The following is a 13,711-nucleotide window of genomic DNA, read 5'->3' as shown; positions in this document are numbered from 1 at the left end:
TCATTCTCCTGCCTGCGGGATGGTGGGATCAGAAACCGGGCGGCTTCCGGCACGCAGCACTTCACCCTTCGGCGAATGGGCAAAGCGCGGGTCCCTGTTCATCGCGCGGATGATATAGGCGGTGCCAACCCCGAACACGATGGTATAGACAATGACGAATGCGGCAAGCGATCCGGCAATCGCGGCCGGGGCGACCGGTGATCCGGCTTCGGATGTGCGCATCAATCCGTAAACCACCCATGGCTGACGCCCGATTTCGGTGGTGAACCACCCGGCCAGAATGGCGATAAAGCCGCTTGGCCCCATGATCAGGGCAAAACGATGCAGCCACCTACAGCTATAAAGCGATTTGCGCCACCGGGCGAACAGGCTGGCAATGCCCAGCAACGCCATCAAAAGGCCCAGCCCGACCATGATGCGGAATGTCCAGAATACGATGGTCGCATTCGGGCGGTCTTCGGGGGCGAAATCCTTTAATCCGGTGATCCTGCCATCCCAGTCATGTGTCAGGATCATCGATCCGAGTTTCGGGATTTCGACGGCATATTTTGTTTCCTCTGCCGCCATGTCGGGCCAGCCAAATAGTATCAGCGGGGCACCATTCTGCGTTTCAAAATGGCCTTCCATCGCGGCGACCTTGGCCGGTTGATATTCAAGGGTATTAAGCCCGTGCATGTCACCGGCGACGATCTGGACCGGGGCGACAATGGCCGCCATCCACATTGCCATGGAAAACATGATCCGTGCCGCGCGGTTTTCCCGATCACGCAGCAAATGCCACGCACCGACGGCACCGACAACAAGTGCGGTGGTCAGAAATGCCGCCAGAACCATATGGACAAGCCGGTACGGGAAGCTTGGATTGAACACCACATCCCACCAGCTTTGCACAACAGCCCGACCATTTTCGATGATATGGCCGGTCGGCGTCTGCATCCAGCTATTGGCCGACAAAATCCAGAAGGCCGAAAACAGGGTGCCGATCGCAACCATGGTGGTCGCGGTGAAATGCAATTTCGGTCCGACACGGTTAAGGCCAAACAGCATGATGCCAAGGAAACCGGCTTCGAGGAAAAAGGCGCTTAGCACTTCATAGGCCATAAGCGGCCCCAGAACCCCGCCGGTAAATTCCGAAAACGGCCCCCAGTTCGTTCCGAACTGATAGGACATCACAATGCCCGAAACCACGCCCATGCCAAAGGCCAGCGCAAAGATTTTCAGCCAGAATTTATATAGCGCCAGATAAGCATCATCGCGCGTGCGCAGCCAAAGCGCTTCGAGTACGAAAAGGAAACTGGCCAATCCAATGGTAAAAGACGGAAAAATGATGTGGAACGAGATGGTGAACGCGAATTGTATGCGGGCCAATATATCGGGATCAAACATTGGCGTTGGTCCTTTTGTCAGGCAAAGCCTTCCTGTCCGGCCGCGTTTTCCGCTGCAATGCGAAATCGCTCATTGCATGACCTGATCCCATGAAAACAAAGGATCAGGGGCCGTGTTCATAAGGACAATTAGATAAAGTTCCCGCATGCATTGTGCATTGCGTATTCGCAATTTTGATCTGGAAAAATTCGATCATGCGTTTGTGGAAAGGCAAAGCTTTTCCAGCGCCAGCGAACTTTGCGTCTGGCGGCGTTCCTTGTGGCGCAGCATCATGAATTTGCGCGGGCGGATGTGAAATGCTGCCCGGAAAAGCCGCCCCTGCGCGATCAGGGAACTGACGGCAAAGCTTGAAACGGCGGTGGCGCTGATGCCGGTTTCAACCGCAGTAATCACCGCCTCGTTCGCCGGTAATGTCAGGGCGATTTTAAGCCTTTGCGGATCGACGCCCGACTGACGCACCGCATTTTCAAATTCCGACCTTGTGCCCGATCCGGCTTCGCGGAGCACCCAACTGCTTTGTATGGTCAGGTCCTGCGCACTTAACGGCCTGCCATCGGCCCAAAGGTGTTTGGGGCCAACCACCACCACCAGGGCGTCTTCGGCGACTTCGCGCATGGCAAGGACGGGTTCATTTACGTCGCCTTCGATAAAGCCGATATCGGCGGCACCACCACGGACGGCGTCGGAGACGGTCTTGGTGTTGCCAATCGTCAGATTGATGGCAATACCGGGATACTGATCATGAAACTGCATCAAAAACGGTGGCAGCCAGTAACTTGCAATCGTCTGGCTGGCATAGACGTTAAGTTCGCCGCGCTGCAATCCGCCAAGTTCGGCCAGTGTCAGTTCGGCGGCGCGTGCGCGTGCCAGGGTCGCCTTGGCCTCGGTTAAAAACAGTCGTCCGGTTTCGCTGAGTTCAATTCGCCGTCCCACCCGATGAAACAGCGCAACGCCATAAAATCCTTCAAGATTCTTGATCGCCGAACTGACCGCGGAGGGGGTCAGGCCGATTGCATCGGCGGCCTTTGTCAGATGTTCGCGTTCGGCCACGGCAACAAAGATGGCGAGTTGCTCAAGCGTCATCATGGCGTCTATCCATAAATCATTCGAAAATATCGAATGAAACATCCATTTTTATTCGATGGATGTAAATGATTGATCGTGTGATTTTCTGCCTGTCACATTTCACAGGCAAATCATGTTTTTTAAAGCGCACCTGAAATCTCTTTTGCCCGGTCTGTTCCTGACCACGGCGATTGCGTTGATCGCGAAGCTGGTTGAGCAGGCGGAGCGTAGCCTGTTTGGGCATGGCTGGATCGAAAGTCTGGTTTTTGCGATCCTTCTGGGGGTAGTGGTGCGATCCGCGTTCGGCCTTGCCAAGCCGTTTCATGACGGTGTGCGGTTTTGCGGCAAGACGGTGCTTGAAATCGCGATTGTCTTCCTGGGTGCCTCAATCAGTGGGCAGGCCTTGGGGCAGGCGGGTTTTGGCCTGATTGCGGCCATCGTTCTGGTGGTTTGCGCCAGCCTGTTTTTAAGCTTCCATATCGGGCGGGCACTTGGCCTGTCGAAGCATTTGTCGATGCTGGTGGCGTGCGGCAATTCGATCTGCGGCAATTCGGCGATTGCCGCCACCGCCCCGGTGATTTCGGCAAAATCCGATGATGTCGCGGCATCCATCGCCTTTACCGCCGTTCTGGGGGTTCTTTTTGTCTTTGTTTTGCCACTGGTGCATGTCGGTCTGGGCCTGAGTGCCGCGCAATATGGTATCTTTTCCGGGCTGACGGTTTATGCCGTCCCGCAGGTTCTGGCCGCGACCGCCCCGGCAGGAGCCTTGGCCGTGCAGGTCGGCACCCTGGTCAAGCTGATCCGGGTTCTGATGCTTGGCCCGGTGATCTTTACGCTTGCCCTGATGGGCGGGCGCAAACGCGAGGTTCGCCTTCCTGTCACCCAGATGGTGCCGTGGTTCATTGTCGGGTTTGTGGCCATGATGGCAGCCCGTTCGTTTGGTCTGATCCCCGAAATCGCGCTGGAACCGATGCGCACGATATCATCCTTCCTGACCATCCTTGCCATGGCGGCACTGGGGTTAAGTGTCGATATCCGAAGCGTCATGCATGTCGGAGGGCGGGTGATTGTCGCGGCCCTTCTGTCGCTTCTGGTGCTGTGCGCGCTGGGGCTTCTGGTTCTGGTGATTTTGGCCTGATCCTGAACAGAAAAGCCGACGCCAGTTTACCCGGCGTCGGCCATTTTTATATCTTCAGGTAACGGTTATCTTTGCCGGGCTACTGCATGTAGGTGTCGCTGTCATTCATGACGACAATCGACGATGCAACAAGCTCCCGGTCGGTAAACAGGCCGGCTGCATCCATCTCCCCGGCTACCGAAACCCGATCCCCGGTTTTGATTTTCTGATAGGCCTGTCCATCGGCACTGTTTTCCGGCACATCACTGGTATCGACAGTGATTGATGTGTTGCCGGTATTCAGGGCAATTTCATCTTCGCGGATTTCCGTGACCTCGCCGGTGAATGTCACCCATTCGTCGCCTGTTGCAAGGCCGCTATTGTTCACAAAGCCGGTGCGATCCTCGCCATTGGTGTAATAGGCGCCGCGTTCCGGGAGGAAGATCGACGTCGCGACAACCATCTTGTCGGTGAAGAACCCTTCGGAAACTTCACCATTAACGCGGACCTTGTCGCCCGCTTTGATGAAGCCTTGGTCGAACCAGGTGTAATCGGTCATATCGACGGCAATTTCGCCATTGCCGTAGTTCATGGTGAACTGGTTATCGGTAATTTCTTTTACCGTCCCCGAAAGATGCACCGATTCCGCTTCGTTAAGGATCGCAGGATTTTTCTGCGTCGACTGCTGCGTCGTTTCGGGAAGTTGTGGATTTTCTTTCTGCTGCCCTGCTGCCATCGCGGGGGCTGTCCCCAAGGCAATAGCGGAAAGGGCGGTCAGTGTAATCATTGAGCGTCGCATAATGTGATGCTCCTTTTGTGTTGGAATTCAGTTCCGGGCGATTTGCGTCCCGGGGTCGCTTTCCAATTGCAGAACACATGCAGTAGGGACGTTGTTCCAGATTTTTTCGCAATAATTTTAATGGCTTCGATAGGGATAAAAAAAGCCCGTCGCCTGTTCGGGGGGATGGCGACGGGCAAGGGGAAGATGCGTCCGGCATCTTCAGACATTGCGGAGCAGACTCTGTGGGAGGCAGGGATCGCGCAATGTCACGGGTAGATCTGCGTTGGTAATCTTCTTTACGTTCTTGCTTCTGTTTTAGATTGCTCGTTTCCTTGTTTGGCGTGTTTCAGTGCATTCCATTCGTCATCGGTGAAGATGCGTGATCGGGTCAGAAAGCGTTTGCCTTCGGGTCCCTCAAGCGAAAACATCCCGCCGCGTCCATCCACGACGTCAATAATCAGCTGTGTGTGACGCCAATATTCGAATTGCGCGCGTCCGATATAAAACGGGCTGCCTTCAATCTCGCCCAGCAACACGTCCTGATCGCCGGTTTTGAATTCCCCATTCGGAAAGCACATCGGTGCACTGCCGTCGCAGCATCCACCTGACTGATGAAACATCAGCGGCCCGTGAATGTCCTTGAGCTTCCGGATCAGGGCGGTGGCCGCATCGGTGGCTGTGACCCGTGCCGGAATTTGGTCTGTTGTCATGACAACCTCCTCTGTATCGGGAAGGGCCGGGGACGAACAGGACCCCGGCCAGAGCATTCCGATCAGAAGAAGCCCATCGGTTTCGGATCATAGGAAACCAGCAGGTTCTTGGTCTGCTGATAATGGTTCAGCATCATCTTGTGGTTTTCACGTCCGATGCCCGATTGCTTGTAGCCGCCAAAGGCCGCATGTGCCGGATAGAGGTGATAGCAATTGGTCCAGACACGACCGGCCTTGATATTGCGGCCAAACCGGTAGGCGCGTGTGCCATCACGGGTCCAGACACCGGCACCAAGACCGTAAAGCGTGTCATTGGCGATTTTAAGCGCCTCGGCCTCGTCCTTGAAGGTCGTGGCGGAAACCACCGGGCCAAAGATTTCCTCCTGGAAAATCCGCATCCGGTTATGGCCCTTGAAGATGGTTGGCTGGATATAGAACCCGGTCGAAAGATCACCGCCCAGTTCCGCCTTGCCACCGCCGCAAAGGACTTCGGCACCCTCCTGCTTGCCGATATCAAGATAGGACAGGATTTTTTCCATCTGTTCGGTCGATGCCTGCGCGCCGATCATGGTTTCACTATCAAGCGGGTTGCCCTGCTTGATGTGGGCCACGCGTGAAAGCACGCTATCCATGAACTTGTCATAGATATTTTCCTGAATAAGTGCGCGCGACGGGCAGGTGCAGACCTCGCCCTGGTTCAGCGCGAACATGGTCAGGCCTTCGGCGGCTTTCTGACGGAAATCGTCATCCTGTGCCATCACGTCATCAAAGAAGATGTTCGGCGATTTGCCACCCAGTTCCAGCGTAACCGGAATGATGTTTTCACTGGCATATTGCATGATCAGGCGGCCGGTGGTGGTTTCACCGGTAAAGGCGACCTTGGCGACCCGGTTGCTTTGTGCCAATGGTTTGCCTGCTTCGACCCCGAAGCCCTGCACAACGTTCAGCACGCCAGCCGGAAGAAGATCACCAACCAGTTCCAGCAGCACGCAAATTGATGCCGGGGTCTGTTCGGCCGGTTTCAGGACAACGCAGTTGCCAGCCGCCAGTGCCGGGGCGAGTTTCCAGACTGCCATCAGGATCGGGAAGTTCCATGGGATGATCTGCCCGACAACGCCAAGCGGTTCGTGGAAGTGATAGGCGACGGTGTTGTCGTCAATCTCGCCAAGGGATCCTTCCTGTGCACGGATGGCACCGGCAAAATACCGGAAATGGTCAATCGCCAGCGGAATATCGGCGGCCTGCGTTTCACGCACGGCCTTGCCGTTATCCCATGTTTCCGCAACCGCGAGCATTTCAAGGTTCTGTTCCATGCGGTCGGCGATTTTATTGAGGATATTGGCCCGTTCGGTGACCGATGTTTTGCCCCATGCTTCTGCTGCGCCGTGGGCGGCATCAAGTGCCTTTTCGATGTCTTCCGAACTGGATCGTGCGATTTCGCAGAATGGCTTGCCATTTACCGGCGAGACATTTTCGAAATACTGGCCCTTGACTGGTGCGGTCCATTCGCCACCGATAAAGTTGTCATAACGGGATTTGAAAGCAACGACGCTGCCCGCGTCGCCCGGATTCTTGTAAATCATCTTGGATCCTCCATGATCGGAAGGCGGCTTTGCCACCTGTTTTTGGTTTTGGCCCTGTCATTTCCGCAAAGCCCGTGCCAGTTCGCAAAATCCCGTGCCAGATGATCGAATGATCCGTTTTTTCGTCTTTTAACAATCGGTTGGAGGAGGGCGGTGATCAGGAGCGATTGTGTCATTCCGTTCCCGACGGTGGCACAGGTGATACAAACTGTCCCATATTCGTGACACTCCCGATTATGCCGCGGATTTGCCGTGAAACCTTTTGGCGTTTCGGGGCTTTGGTGTGTTACGATCCTGCCTGTGATCGGACGCGGACAAATCCGCAAGCCGGGCGATGCCAGAACGCATTCCCGATAAAACACCGGCACAAGGGAGATAACGTCTTATGTCTGGAAACCATCATGGTGGACGGATCGAAGCTGCGTTGCAGTTAAGTGGCGTCGCCCAAAATCGCGCCGTTCTTGAAAGCTGGCAACGTTGCGAACAGCGCTTTGGCCTTGCCCATGACACGCTACGCCGTCCGGAAGTCATGCCCGAAAGCCAAACCCGGCAGCGTCGTGACCGCAGCGGGCGGCTTTATCATCATGCCCATGATCTGGTGCGCACCCTTTATCGCAAGATTGATGCATCGGGCTATGCGGTTTTCCTGACCGATAATGACGGTGTGATCCTTGACAGTGTGGCGGCCCACACGCTGCTGCCGTCGTTTCGCACCAATGGCCTTTTGCCCGGTGCCGTCTGGAGCGAGGAACGCGAGGGGACCAATGGTATTGGCACCTGTATCGTCGAAGGTCGTCCGATCACCATTCACAAGGATGAACATTTTCTGGCGCAGCATGCGGTTTTGACCTGTACGGCGGCCCCGGTATTTGACCCCGAAGGGCAGGTTTGTTCGGTCCTTGATGTTTCTGCCGTGCGCGACGACATCAAACGTACGGATTGTTTGCGGGTCCGAAGCCTGATTGCCGATTATGCCGATGCGCTTGAACGCATTCTGTTCTTTGATGAATGTGCATCCGATCTGATCTTGCATCTTCATCCCGATGCCCAGCATGTCGGATCGACCCGCGATGCCCTGATTTCGATTGGCCCGGATGGCAATATCCGCGGGGCGACGTCGACCGCGCGCCGTTTGCTGGCGGCGGCGGATAATGCGCGCGATGTGCAATCGATGTTCGGTTTTGATCTGGATGGCCTGATCACGACCCTTGGCGTGGGTGAGGGGACATCGACCTCGAGATCGGCCAAGGCCCTGCCGGTCAATGGTGGGGGGCTTTTGTTCGGTCGGATAACCTTGCCCGAAAAGCAGCGGCGCAAATTCGTCTCGATGCGGCCCGCACCAGTATCGCGGCCGTCCGCACGTTTGGCGGCGAATGAAACCGGTGAGATCCCCGATCAGGACCCGGCAATCCGCCGTCTTTACAAGGTCGGCAGCAAGCTTCTGACCAACCGTATCAATGTTCTGATGTCGGGTGAAACCGGCAGCGGCAAGGAACACATGGCGCGCGCCATCCATGCCGCGTCTGTTGGCGCGCGCAAACCTTTTGTCGCGATCAATTGTGCGGCCCTTCCCGAAAGCCTGATCGAAAGCGAGCTTTTCGGTCATGCCGGTGGTGCCTTTACCGGGGCGGCGCGCGATGGATTTGGCGGTCGGATCAAGCAGGCCGATGGCGGGACGCTGTTTCTGGATGAAATCGGCGATATGCCGCTTTCGGCACAGGGGCGGCTTTTGCGAGTCCTTGAGCAGCGCACGGTTGAACCGCTTGGCAGTACCAAATCCGTGCCGGTTAATTTTCGCCTGATCTGTGCCAGCAATGTCGATCTGACCCGTGCGGTGGCAGATGGCAAATTCCGCGAAGATCTGCTTTATCGGATCAAAGGTGCGCGCCTTTCCCTGCCAGCGCTTCGCGAACGGTCCGATTTGCCCGACCTGATCGATCGCCTTCTCCGCCACATTCCCGGGGATATGGCGGGAAAAGCGCGCTGTTCTGACGAAGTTCTGGAACTGCTGTCACGTCATGACTGGCCAGGCAATGTTCGTGAACTGGTCAATGTCCTGCAGTATGCCTGCGTCTTTGCCGATGGCGGTTTGATCCTGCGTGATCACTTGCCCGATGAATTCCATGAAACCGTCACACGCGATCCAGGGCATGCTGGATCAATCCTGAAACGTGCCGAGGCCGAAGCACTGCGCCATGTCTTGGACGATCATCGCTGGCATATCAGCAAAACCGCCAAGGCGCTCGGCATCAGCCGCAATACGCTTTATCGCAAGATGGACCGGTTCGATATCAGGCGTGAAGCCTAGCCCTTAAGCACGCCGTCAAGCGGCGAGGGCACGGTGAGGCTTTCGAGCGGATAGCCCGAAAAGGTTTTGGTGCGCTCCATCACCACATGGCCACGGAAATGCTCGATCCCGATTTTGGCGGCCAGAAGTTTTTCTTTAAGCTGGTTGAAATGTGCGATATCGCGGCAAATCATGTCCATCGTGTAATCGAACGGACCGGCGATTTTGTAGCATGATATGACTTCGGGCACATCGGTGATCGCGGCTTCGAACCGTTTGAAATCATCGACTAGATGATTGCCCAGCGTGATTTCTGCCATGATGTGCAGGTTGGCGCCGATCTTGTCCAGATCGATTTCGGCCAGATACTGCGTGATCAGCCCGGCTTCTTCAAGCTTGCGCACCCGTTCCAGACAGGGTGATGGTGACAGATTGACCTCTTCTGAAAGATCAAGGTTCGAAATCCGGCCATTGGTTTGCAAAACCTGCAGGATTTTAATGAACAGTCGATCCAGTTTCAGCATGGTCATTCCAGCTTGATGGGCAATGCTGCCTGTTTATCACCGCTTGCCATTGCATGCGACCAAAATCCCCGAAACAAACTGCAAATCCGCGTCGGCAGGCCCATGATTTTGATTGTCGAACGCGTCCGGATCGTTTTTAAGTAGGGGCAAATAATAAAGGGATATTTTCATGTGCGGCATCACCGGTCTGTGGCTCGGTCGCAATAGCGACGGCGATAAATTGCGCGACACCATTACGCGCATGACCGATGCATTGCTTCATCGCGGGCCCGATGGCGGCGATGTCTGGTGCGATAGCGATGCCGGACTGGCACTGGGGCAGCGTCGCCTTGCAATCATTGATCTTTCTGATGCCGGAAAACAGCCAATGCATTCGGCCGATGGCCGTTATGTCATGGTCTATAATGGCGAGGTCTATAACGCCGAAGACCTGCGTGCCAAACTGGCCGGTGAAAATATCGCGTGGCGTGGCCATTCCGACAGTGAAGTGATCCTTGAATGCATGGCGCGCTGGGGCGTGCGCGATACGGTCAAGCGCTTGATTGGCATGTTCGCCATCGCCCTTTGGGATAAAAAGACCGGCAAGCTGACGCTGGTGCGTGACCGTTTGGGGATCAAGCCGCTTTACTGGTCGCGTTTTGACGGTAATATCGCTTTTGCATCCGAGCTTAAGGGCCTGATTGGCGGAAATGTCATTTCGCGCGAAGTCAATCGGACGGCCCTTGATGCCTATTTGCGGTTTGGCTATGTGCCATCAGGGCATTCGATCTATGCCCATGCCAAAATGTTGCAGCCGGGACACATCCTTGAAATTGCGGATGAAGGACATGCGTCGGAATTTGCATATTGGTCGGTCGAAGATGCGGTACTAAGCGGTCAGAACCATCATTGGAGTGGTGATGATCAAAGTGCGATTGACGCGCTTGAAGATTTGCTGCGCGATGCCGTTGAACGGCGCATGATTGCCGATGTGCCCTTGGGGGCGTTTCTTTCGGGCGGTATCGATTCCTCGACAATCGTTGCTTTGATGCAATCGATTTCAGACCGGCCGGTCAAAACATATTCCATCGGTTTCGATCATGATGCCTATAACGAGGCGGCTTTTGCCGGTGAAGTCGCCAAACATCTTGGCACCGACCATACCGAGCTTTATGTCACCGCACAGGATGCGCTTGATCTGGTGCCGCGTCTTTCGGAAATCTATGACGAGCCGTTCTTTGACAGTTCATCCATCCCGACCAGCCTGATTTCGACCCTGACCCGCAAGGAGGTGACGGTTGCTCTTTCGGGCGACGGCGGGGATGAGACTTTTGGCGGCTATAATCGTTACCTTTGGGCGCGCCAGATCAGCAATATTGCCAAAAACATTCCGTTTGGGGCGTCGCTGGTGTCCAAGGGGCTTACGGCGCTGTCTCCTGCGCAATGGGATGCGCTGATCGGTCTTGTGCCTGGCAAGCGCGGGACAGCGGCATTGGGCGACAAGATTCACAAGGTCGCGCCGCTTCTGGCGATCCGCGATGATCTGGATCGATATCAGGCGTTGCTTTCGCTTTGGAACCCCGATGTCCTGATGGCGGATGAACCCGGAAAACCGAGGAAGAAATTTCGCATTCCGGGCGAAAAATTCTGCCGCAATCGAAATCTTGACTATGTGTCCTCGATGCAGGTCATGGATACGATGATGTATATGGTCGATGATGTCCTGACAAAGGTCGACCGGGCATCAATGGCAAGCTCGCTTGAGGTCCGCGTGCCCTTGATTGATCATCGCGTCATCGAATTTGACTGGCGCATGCCGGCGCACCTTAAGCTGGATGGTTCGGTGGGCAAGGTGGCTCTTCGGCGTATTCTTTACAAATATGTACCACGCGAATTGATAGATCGTCCCAAAACCGGATTTGGTGTGCCGCTGTCGGAATGGTTGCGCGGGCCGCTTAAGGAATGGGTGGGGGATCTTCTGGCGCGCGATGCGCTTTATTCCGATCTGGGTCTTAACCGGGCGGAAATCGACAAACGCTTTGCCGAGCATCTCTCCGGTCGCAAAAATTGGGGAGATCAGCTTTGGGCGATTGCCATGCTGTCTGACTGGCAGCGGCGCTGGCTTGGTTAAGACAGCCTGATTACAAAAAGAGAACTTTGAAACCCTGCCAAATGGTGGGGTTTTTCGTTTTGGCGTATGTGTTTCGTTCCCAAGGTAATCATTATTTTTCAAAATCGAAATTTTCACCGGATATACTGGTATAGGCGCTGGCAGGGCAGGGTGTTGATCGCTCCTGACTACAAATTGTCACAATTCATCGCTTGAAAATTTTCGAAAATGAAATATTTTATGGTCAATATTGAAACTAAAGCGCGGAAGTCATGCTATGCAAAACCATTCGGAATATGATCTGATCATCGTCGGCGGCGGGATCAACGGGGCGGGGATTGCCCGTGATGCAGCCGGTCGGGGGCTCAGGGTTCTGCTGTGCGAAATGAACGATCTGGCAAGTGCCACGTCTTCGGCCAGCACCAAGCTGATCCATGGTGGTTTGCGCTATCTTGAACATTATGAATTCCGTCTGGTTCGCGAGGCACTGAACGAACGCGAAGTTCTTCTGGGTAATGCGCCCCATATCATCTGGCCGCTGCGGTTTGTTCTGCCCCATGTTCCGGGCCTTCGTCCGGCATGGATGATCCGCCTTGGCCTTTTCCTTTATGATCATCTTGGCGGGCGCAAAAAGCTGCCGGGAAGCGAAGGTATTTCACTGCGCAAGCACGTTGCGGGGCAGCCGCTCAAGGCCGGGATGGACAAGGCATTCGTCTATTCTGATTGCTGGGTTGATGATGCGCGGCTTGTGGTGCTGAACGCCATGGATGCCCGCGAATGCGGTGCTGAAATCCTGACGCGTACCCGCTGTGTTGGTGCGATCCAACAGGATGGCAAGTGGCAGGTCACCCTGCGTGATCGCGATAGCGGTGCCGAACGCATTGTTGATGGCAAGATGCTGATCAATGCGGCAGGTCCGTGGTGTGCTTCGCTGATTGATCCCGAAAACGGTGTGGTCGAGGCTGCAACCAAGGCGAACATCCGTTTGGTCAAGGGCAGCCATATCGTGGTGCCAAAACTGTTCGATCATGATCATTGCTATATTTTCCAGAACCCGGATGGTCGCATCGTTTTCACCATTCCCTATCAGGATGATTTCACCCTGATCGGTACCACTGATGTCGATTTTACCGGCGACCCAGCCAAGGTCGAAATCGGCGCTGACGAAGTCGATTATTTGTGCAAGCTGGCTAGTGATTATTTCGAAACACCGATTTCGGCGATGGATGTCGTCTGGTCCTATTCCGGGGTGCGTCCGCTGTATGCGGGCGAGGGCGAAGTTACCAACGCTTCCAAAGTCTCGCGTGATTACACGCTTAAACTCGAAGCCGGGCGAGGCAAGGCCCCGGCGCTGCACGTTTTTGGCGGTAAAATCACCACCTATCGCAAGCTGGCCGAACATGCCTTGCAACTGATTTCAAAACAGCTTGGCGTAGCCGATCGTCCCTGGACGGCGGGTGAAGTTCTGCCCGGTGGTGATCTGCCCCATAGATCGTTTGAAAGGGCACTGCAATCTTACGGTGTGCGTTATGACTGGTTGCCCGAAGCAACCCTGAAACGTCTTCTGCGCGCGTATGGCAGCCGGATCGAAAAGCTGCTTGATGGCTGCAATAGTATGGCGGACCTTGGTGTCTGTTATGGTCATGACCTGTATGAAGCCGAAGTCCGTTATCTGATCGATCAGGAATGGGTGCGTGATGTCGAAGACCTTGTCTGGCGTCGCTCCAAACTTGGTTTGCGCCTTTTAGAAGATCAGATTGCGGTACTGCGCAAACGCTTGGTATCGGTAAAGTCGGACCGGATTGCGGCACAATAATCGGCGGGAATTTCTATTCCGCGATTTCACTGCGTAACCGTACCAGCAAATCGCGGAGTTCCTGTTTGCGCGGCGGGGAAATGTCGCGCCAGTCGTGATCGTGAATGGTGCCCTCAAGTGCATAAAGATAATTCATGCTGATCTGTTTTTCCCCGACAAACCGGAACAGTAGCCGTCTTGCCGTTTCCTCAATCCCGACCTTGATCAGATTGGATCGGCTTTTAATGCCGATCTCCGCCAGTTCACGCGATGATGTCGGGCCGATATTGCGCATTTTTTCTTGCGGGTTCGGGGCGGGCATATGGGTGACAATCCAGTCTGATCTATACGCGGGATTTCTGTATGCTATGATG

Annotated in this window: 11 protein-coding genes; 4 read left to right on the top strand and 7 right to left on the bottom strand. The window is 55.0% G+C overall.

Features of this window, described 5'->3' with window-relative positions; translation table 11 throughout:
• Both TH5_RS06580 and TH5_RS06575 read right to left on the bottom strand, forming a co-directional pair.
• Window positions 1-1,386, bottom strand: coding sequence for a cytochrome ubiquinol oxidase subunit I (locus TH5_RS06580; RefSeq protein WP_114121178.1), 1,386 nt, complete (start codon window positions 1,384-1,386; stop codon window positions 1-3).
• A 192-nt stretch (window positions 1,387-1,578) separates the two neighbouring features.
• Complete coding sequence (locus TH5_RS06575) at window positions 1,579-2,472, bottom strand: LysR substrate-binding domain-containing protein (protein WP_114121177.1); 894 nt, start codon at window positions 2,470-2,472, stop codon at window positions 1,579-1,581.
• Window positions 2,473-2,584: 112 nt separating this feature from the next.
• On the opposite strand from TH5_RS06575, the gene TH5_RS06570 reads away from it, so the two are divergent.
• Window positions 2,585-3,589 (top strand): YeiH family protein, encoded by a 1,005-nt coding sequence (locus tag TH5_RS06570; protein WP_114121176.1) that lies wholly within the window; start codon window positions 2,585-2,587, stop codon window positions 3,587-3,589.
• 79 nt (window positions 3,590-3,668) lie between these two features.
• Here the strand turns inward: TH5_RS06570 and TH5_RS06565 are convergent, their stop codons facing one another.
• The 3 genes from TH5_RS06565 to adh form a co-directional block, all read right to left on the bottom strand.
• A complete protein-coding gene (locus tag TH5_RS06565) occupies window positions 3,669-4,367 on the bottom strand; it encodes a DUF5666 domain-containing protein (RefSeq protein WP_147250056.1) in 699 nt (232 codons plus the stop codon).
• Window positions 4,368-4,645: 278 nt separating this feature from the next.
• On the bottom strand, window positions 4,646-5,059 hold the full coding sequence (locus TH5_RS06555; protein WP_114121218.1) for a DUF779 domain-containing protein: 414 nt from the start codon (window positions 5,057-5,059) through the stop codon (window positions 4,646-4,648).
• Window positions 5,060-5,121: 62 nt separating this feature from the next.
• Window positions 5,122-6,642, bottom strand: a complete 1,521-nt coding sequence (gene adh / locus TH5_RS06550; protein ID WP_114121173.1) for an aldehyde dehydrogenase — start codon at window positions 6,640-6,642, stop codon at window positions 5,122-5,124.
• Window positions 6,643-7,027: 385 nt separating this feature from the next.
• Between adh and TH5_RS06540 the strand changes: the two genes are divergently transcribed.
• Complete coding sequence (locus tag TH5_RS06540; RefSeq protein WP_114121171.1) at window positions 7,028-8,950, top strand: sigma-54-dependent Fis family transcriptional regulator; 1,923 nt, start codon at window positions 7,028-7,030, stop codon at window positions 8,948-8,950.
• On the opposite strand, the gene TH5_RS06535 is transcribed toward TH5_RS06540, so the two are convergent.
• Window positions 8,947-9,453, bottom strand: a complete 507-nt coding sequence (locus TH5_RS06535; protein ID WP_114121217.1) for an Lrp/AsnC family transcriptional regulator — start codon at window positions 9,451-9,453, stop codon at window positions 8,947-8,949. The two genes, TH5_RS06540 and TH5_RS06535, sit on opposite strands and share 4 nt — an antisense overlap.
• A 169-nt stretch (window positions 9,454-9,622) precedes the next feature.
• Between TH5_RS06535 and asnB the strand changes: the two genes are divergently transcribed.
• On the top strand, window positions 9,623-11,563 hold the full coding sequence (asnB, locus tag TH5_RS06530) for an asparagine synthase (glutamine-hydrolyzing) (RefSeq protein ID WP_114121170.1): 1,941 nt from the start codon (window positions 9,623-9,625) through the stop codon (window positions 11,561-11,563).
• Window positions 11,564-11,819: 256 nt separating this feature from the next.
• Window positions 11,820-13,358, top strand: coding sequence for a glycerol-3-phosphate dehydrogenase (gene glpD, locus TH5_RS06525; RefSeq protein WP_114121169.1), 1,539 nt, complete (start codon window positions 11,820-11,822; stop codon window positions 13,356-13,358).
• Between the two features lie 13 nt (window positions 13,359-13,371).
• Here glpD and TH5_RS06520 read toward each other — a convergent pair whose 3' ends face one another.
• Window positions 13,372-13,659 (bottom strand): TfoX/Sxy family DNA transformation protein, encoded by a 288-nt coding sequence (locus tag TH5_RS06520; protein WP_114121168.1) that lies wholly within the window; start codon window positions 13,657-13,659, stop codon window positions 13,372-13,374.
• Between the last annotated feature and the right edge of the window lie 52 nt (window positions 13,660-13,711).

It is taken from the genome of Thalassospira xianhensis MCCC 1A02616 (genome assembly GCF_003326475.1).
GTDB classification, from domain to species: domain Bacteria; phylum Pseudomonadota; class Alphaproteobacteria; order Rhodospirillales; family Thalassospiraceae; genus Thalassospira; species Thalassospira xianhensis.
This window is presented reverse-complemented; position numbering and strand designations above follow the sequence as displayed.

What these genes read in the sequence shown, in the direction of transcription:
- TH5_RS06575 (WP_114121177.1), bottom strand. Translation starts at nt 2,472, where the DNA reads ATGATGACGCTTGAGCAACTCGCCATCTTTGTTGCCGTGGCCGAACGC.
- glpD (WP_114121169.1), top strand. Translation starts at nt 11,820, where the DNA reads ATGCAAAACCATTCGGAATATGATCTGATCATCGTCGGCGGCGGGATC.
- TH5_RS06520 (WP_114121168.1), bottom strand. Translation starts at nt 13,659, where the DNA reads ATGCCCGCCCCGAACCCGCAAGAAAAAATGCGCAATATCGGCCCGACA.
- asnB (WP_114121170.1), top strand. Translation starts at nt 9,623, where the DNA reads ATGTGCGGCATCACCGGTCTGTGGCTCGGTCGCAATAGCGACGGCGAT.
- TH5_RS06535 (WP_114121217.1), bottom strand. Translation starts at nt 9,453, where the DNA reads ATGCTGAAACTGGATCGACTGTTCATTAAAATCCTGCAGGTTTTGCAA.
- TH5_RS06555 (WP_114121218.1), bottom strand. Translation starts at nt 5,059, where the DNA reads ATGACAACAGACCAAATTCCGGCACGGGTCACAGCCACCGATGCGGCC.
- adh (WP_114121173.1), bottom strand. Translation starts at nt 6,642, where the DNA reads ATGATTTACAAGAATCCGGGCGACGCGGGCAGCGTCGTTGCTTTCAAA.
- TH5_RS06565 (WP_147250056.1), bottom strand. Translation starts at nt 4,367, where the DNA reads ATGCGACGCTCAATGATTACACTGACCGCCCTTTCCGCTATTGCCTTG.
- TH5_RS06570 (WP_114121176.1), top strand. Translation starts at nt 2,585, where the DNA reads ATGTTTTTTAAAGCGCACCTGAAATCTCTTTTGCCCGGTCTGTTCCTG.
- TH5_RS06540 (WP_114121171.1), top strand. Translation starts at nt 7,028, where the DNA reads ATGTCTGGAAACCATCATGGTGGACGGATCGAAGCTGCGTTGCAGTTA.
- TH5_RS06580 (WP_114121178.1), bottom strand. Translation starts at nt 1,386, where the DNA reads ATGTTTGATCCCGATATATTGGCCCGCATACAATTCGCGTTCACCATC.